The sequence below is a fragment of the Rhizobacter sp. P2_H2 genome (assembly GCF_056403375.1).
Window position 1 is genome coordinate 1 of the sequence record NZ_JBFUFP010000338.1, and the last position, 5,143, is coordinate 5,143.

Annotated in this window: 5 protein-coding genes; 3 read left to right on the plus strand and 2 right to left on the minus strand. The window is 70.4% G+C overall.

From position 1 onward, the window contains the following. Positions 1-377, plus strand: a 377-nt coding sequence (locus tag AC1D15_RS17320) for an N-acetylmuramoyl-L-alanine amidase family protein (protein ID WP_477826943.1), incomplete at its 5' end; no start/stop codon positions are given. Position 378: 1 nt separating this feature from the next. Here the strand turns inward: AC1D15_RS17320 and AC1D15_RS17325 are convergent. Beyond that, complete coding sequence (locus AC1D15_RS17325; protein WP_477826944.1) at positions 379-1,023, minus strand: DedA family protein; 645 nt, start codon at positions 1,021-1,023, stop codon at positions 379-381. Positions 1,024-1,076: 53 nt separating this feature from the next. Beyond that, complete coding sequence (locus tag AC1D15_RS17330; RefSeq protein ID WP_465113383.1) at positions 1,077-2,708, minus strand: cation:proton antiporter; 1,632 nt, start codon at positions 2,706-2,708, stop codon at positions 1,077-1,079. Between the two features lie 44 nt (positions 2,709-2,752). Here AC1D15_RS17330 and mutL point away from each other — a divergent pair, with 44 nt between their 5' ends. Together mutL and AC1D15_RS17340 are read left to right on the plus strand one after the other, a co-directional pair. Then, positions 2,753-4,633, plus strand: coding sequence for a DNA mismatch repair endonuclease MutL (gene mutL / locus AC1D15_RS17335; protein ID WP_477826945.1), 1,881 nt, complete (start codon positions 2,753-2,755; stop codon positions 4,631-4,633). A gap of 2 nt (positions 4,634-4,635) precedes the next feature. Beyond that, a partial coding sequence (locus AC1D15_RS17340; RefSeq protein ID WP_477826946.1) for a MarC family protein occupies positions 4,636-5,143 on the plus strand: 508 nt, incomplete at its 3' end.

The window sequence follows — 5,143 nt, forward strand, 5'->3', positions numbered from 1 at the left end:
GCCAAGGACGCCGCGGTGCTGCGCGCGATGCTCGACATGAGCACGACGCCAAGGACGCCGCGGTGCTGCGCGCGATGCTCGACATGAGCACGACCGCGCAGATCAAGGACAGCATGAAGCTCGGCAGCGAGGTGCTGGGCCAGATCGGCAAGGTCGGCAAGCTGCACAAGGGCAGCGTCGAGCAGGCCGGCTTCGCGGTGCTGAAGGCCCCCGACATCCCGTCGATCCTGGTCGAGACGGCCTTCATCTCGAACCCGGAAGAAGAAGCCAAGCTGCGCGACCCGCAGTACCAGCTGCAGCTGGTCGACGCGCTGACCACCGGGATCCGGCGCTACTTCGCGAAGAACCCGCCTCTCGCAAGGCAACGCCAGCTGTGAATCACGCTGTCTGGGCCCGCCGCGCTTTCCACGCCCCGAACAGCACCAGCAGCCCCGGCAGCAGGATCGCCCCCCAGATGATCTTGTCGAGGTGCTCCTTGACCCACGGGATGTTGCCGAACAGGTAGCCGGCCAGCGTCACGCCGCCGACCCACAGCACCGCGCCCGACACGTCGTACAGCGTGAACTTGCGGCGCGTCATCTGCGCGACGCCGGCGACGAATGGCGCGAAAGTGCGCAGGAACGGCATGAAGCGCGCGGCGATGATCGTGATGCCGCCGTACTTCTCGTAGAACGCATGGGCCTGCTCGAAGGCCTTCTTGTTGAAGAAGCGCGAGTTCTCCCACTGGAACACGCGTGGCCCGAAGTAGCGGCCGATCGTGTAGTTGCTCTGGTTGCCCAGGATCGCGGCCGCCACCAGCAGACCGATCGTCAGCGGCAGGCTCATCAGCCCCTTGGCACACAGCGCGCCGACGACGAACAGCAGCGAGTCGCCCGGCAGGAAGGGCATCACGACGACGCCGGTCTCGACGAAGATGATCAGGAACAGCAGCGCGTACACCCAGGTGCCATAGGCCGCGACGAAGTTCGCGAGGTGCACGTCGACGTGCAGGATGAAGTCGAGAATGAAGTGGGCGATGTCCATGGGCGGCGATTATCGGTGGTCGCAATTTGCGACCACCTCGGCCTCCGTGGCAACTACAGCAGCGTCTTGATCGCTCGCGCCATCTGCGCGCTCTGTTCGTCGCGCCCGTCGCTGACGAACTGCGCGCCGAACTCCTCCAGCCAGGCACGCTCGGCATCGGTGTTCGCGCTACCGCTGATCACGATGCGCGGGTTCAGCCGGCGCGCCTGCGTGCAGACCTGGATCTTGGCGCCCAGCAGCAGGTCGGCAACGACCAGCAGCCGCGCGTCGGCGATGCCGGCGGCCTCGAGCACCTCGCCGCGGGTCGGGTCACCGAACACCAGCGTCATGCCGGGCACCTCCTCGATGTCCGGATCGTGGTGCACGGCCGCGATCGCGATGCCGCCCTCGATGCAGCGCGCCGCGATGCGGCGCCCCAGTGCGCCGTAGCCGCACAGCAGCACGGCGGGCGCCGTGTGCCCTCCCTCGGCAACCGGCGCGGCCGTGGCTTCGACATGCGCCGCATCCGGCTCCGCGACCCGCTTGCCGATCCAGCGGAACAGCAGCGGGTTGACCGCGATCGAGACGATCGCGCCGACCACCAGCGCATCCATCGCCTCGCGCGGCAGCACGCCGATCGACAGCCCCAGGCTCGCGAGGATGAACGAGAACTCGCCGATCTGTGCCAGGCCCACCGCCACCGTCGCGCTGGTGCGCGAGGGCTCGCGCAGCACGCCGACGATCGCCACCGCGATCAGCGGCTTCAGCACCAGCACGATCGCGAGCACGCCCAGCACCATCCATGGCTGCTGCACGATGAAGCCCGGGTTGAACAGCATCCCCACCGAGACGAAGAACAGCGCCGAGAACACGTCGCGGAACGGCGCCATGTCGGCCGCCGCCTGCGGGCCGAAGCGCGACTGCCCGACCACCAGCCCGGCGAAGAACGCGCCCAGCGCGACCGACACGTGGAACACCTCGGCCGCCAGCACCGCGACACCCAGCGCGACGACGAACACCGTCAGCGTGAAAAGCTCCGACGACTGCGTGCGGGCCACCTTCTCGAGCACCCGGCCGACCACGCGCGTGCCGACCACGCCGACCAGCAGCGCGAACACGACGACCTTGCCGAGCGCCATCAGCAGCGCCATGCCCAGCGATTGCGTCGCACCGCTGGCGCCTGCGGCCGGCGGCGCGAGCAGCGGCAGCACCACCAGCGCGCCGACGGTGAACAGATCCTCGACGATCAGCCAGCCGACCGCGACATGGCCGTCGCGGCTCGCGAGCCGGTTCTGCTCGACCAGCATGCGCATCAGCACCACCGTGCTGGCCACCGCCAGCGCCATGCCGAAGATCGCGCCGGCCGCATGCGACCAGCCGAAGCCGCGCGCCAGCGCCCAGCCGGCCACGCCGGCCACCAGGCTCTGCCCGATCGCGCCCGGCACCGCGAGCTTCCACACCCGCAGCAGCTCCTGCGGGTGGAAGTGCATGCCGACACCGAACATCAGCAGGATCACGCCGATCTCGGCGAGCTGCGAGGCGAGGCCCGCATCGGCCACGAAACCCGGCGTGAACGGCCCCACGACGATGCCCGCGAGCATGTAGCCGACCAGTGTCGACAGGCCGATGCGGCGCGTCAGCGCCCCGAAGACCAGTGCAAAGGCCAGGCCGCCGGCCAGGGTGATCAGGAGGGTCAGGTCGTGCATCGGCGGATTATCACGACCCGTCGCGAGCCTCCTACAATTCCCCGATGAATGCCCTTTTGCAGCCCGCCCCACGCCGTCCGATCCGCGAGCTGCCCGACGAACTGATCAGCCAGATCGCCGCCGGCGAGGTGGTCGAGCGGCCGGCCTCGGTGGTGCGCGAGCTGGTCGACAACGCGCTCGACGCCGGCGGCCGCGAGATCACCGTGAAGCTGGTGGCCGGCGGCGTGCGCAGCATCCTGGTCGAGGACGACGGGCAGGGCATCCCGAGCGACGAGCTGCCGCTCGCGCTGCGCCGGCATGCCACCAGCAAGATCGCGTCGCTGGCCGAACTGGAGGGCGTCGTGACGATGGGGTTCCGCGGCGAGGCGCTGGCGGCCATTTCGTCGGTCGCCGAACTCGCCATCGCGAGCCGCACCGAGGGCGCGCCGCATGCGCAGCGCATCGATGCGCGTTCCGGCGAGCTGGTGCCGGCGGCACGCGGCATCGGCACCAGCGTCGAGGTGCGCGAGCTGTTCTTCAGCACGCCGGCGCGCCGCAAGTTCCTGAAGACCGACGCCACCGAGTTCGCGCACTGCCTCGATGCGGTGCGCCGCCATGCGCTGGCCCGGCCCGACGCCGGCTTCGCGGTCTGGCACGAAGGCAAGCTGTCCCAGCAATGGCGCCGCGCGACGCAGGCGCAGCGCGTGCGCGACGTGATGGGCGACGAGTTCGTCGAGCAGAGCTGCGAGGTGATGCTGGAGGCGGGGCCGATGCGCATCACCGGGCGCGCCGGCACGCCGGCCGCGGCCCGTGCCCGCGCCGACCAGCAGTACGTGTATGTCAACGGCCGCTACGTGCGCGACAAGCTGATCGCCCACGGCGTGCGCTCCGCCTACGAAGACGTGCTGCACGGCGGGCGCCAGCCGGCGTATGTGCTGTTCATCGAGATCGCGCCCGACCGCGTCGACGTGAACGTGCACCCGACCAAGATCGAGGTGCGCTTCCGCGATTCGCGCGAGGTGCACCAGGCGGTGCGGCGGGCGGTGGAGGGCGCGCTGGCCGCACCGCGTGCCGCCTCGGCGGCGGGTGACGAGGCCRGCGGCGTGGCGGGCGTGCTGCTCGCGTCGGAGCACCTGGCCGGGTATGCGGCCGTGCCGGCGGCGCGTCCGTCGTCGTTCGGCGGTGGCGGCTTCTCGCCACAGCCGATGCGCCCGCAGGTGCAGGGTGCGCTCGGGTTGCAGCAGGTGGCGACGCTGTGGGGCGGTGGTGAACCGGCACCGGCCGCGCGCCCTGCGCCGCTCGCTGCGGCACCGTCCCCGGTGCCAGCCTCGGCAGCATCCGCCATCGATTTCCAGCGCGACGAATGGCCGCTCGGCCGTGCCGTCGCGCAGATCGGCGGCGTGTTCGTGCTGGCCGAGAACAGCCACGGCCTGGTGGTCGTCGACATGCATGCGGCGCACGAACGCATCGTCTACGAGCGCCTGAAGGCCAGCCTCGGCAGCGCGGCGATCGAGAGCCAGCCGCTGCTGATCCCGGCCACCTTCGCCGCCACCGCGCAGGAGATCGCGACCGCGCAGGCGCAAGCCGACAACCTGCGCACGCTGGGGCTGGATGTCTCGGCGCTGTCGGCCACGACGCTGGCGGTGCGTTCGCAGCCGGCGGCGCTCGTCGGCGGCGACGTGGTCGAGCTCGCACGCAGCGTGCTGGCCGAGTTGTCGCAGTACGACGCCAGCAGCGTGATCCAGCGCGCGCAGGACGAGCTGCTGTCGACGATGGCCTGCCACGGCGCGGTGCGTGCGAACCGGCAGCTGACGATCGACGAGATGAATGCGCTGCTGCGCGACATGGAGCGCACCGAGCGCTCCGACCAGTGCAACCACGGCCGGCCGACCTGGCGGCAGATCACGATGAAGGAGCTGGACGCCCTCTTCTGGCGAGGCCGCTGAGCATGGACCACAGTTTCCTGTCGGCCTTCGTCCTGCTGCTGCTGGTGCTCGATCCGCTGGGCAGCCTGCCGATCTTCATCCCGATCATGCGCGAGGTGCCGAAGCACCGGCGGCGCTGGGTCGCGATGCGCGAGGTGGGCATCGCGTTCGGCGTGCTGTTCTTCTTCATGTTCTTCGGCAACGGCTTCCTGCGGGTGATGCACCTGTCGGAGCGTTCGCTCGAAGTGGCCGGCGGCGTGATCCTGCTGATGGTCGCGATCCGGATGATCTTCAGCCACGAAGGCGGCGTGTACGGCACGACCGAGGGCCGGGAGCCGCTGATCTTCCCGCTCGCGGTGCCGCTGCTGGCGGGGCCGTCGGCGATGGCCACCGTGCTGCTGCTGGCCTCGCGCCAGCCGGATCGCCTGCTCGACTGGGTGGCGGCGCTGACCGCGGCGATGGCGGTGTCGGGCGTGGTGCTGATGCTGTGCGACCGCATCCGCCGGCTGCTGGGCGACTCGGTCGTCTCGG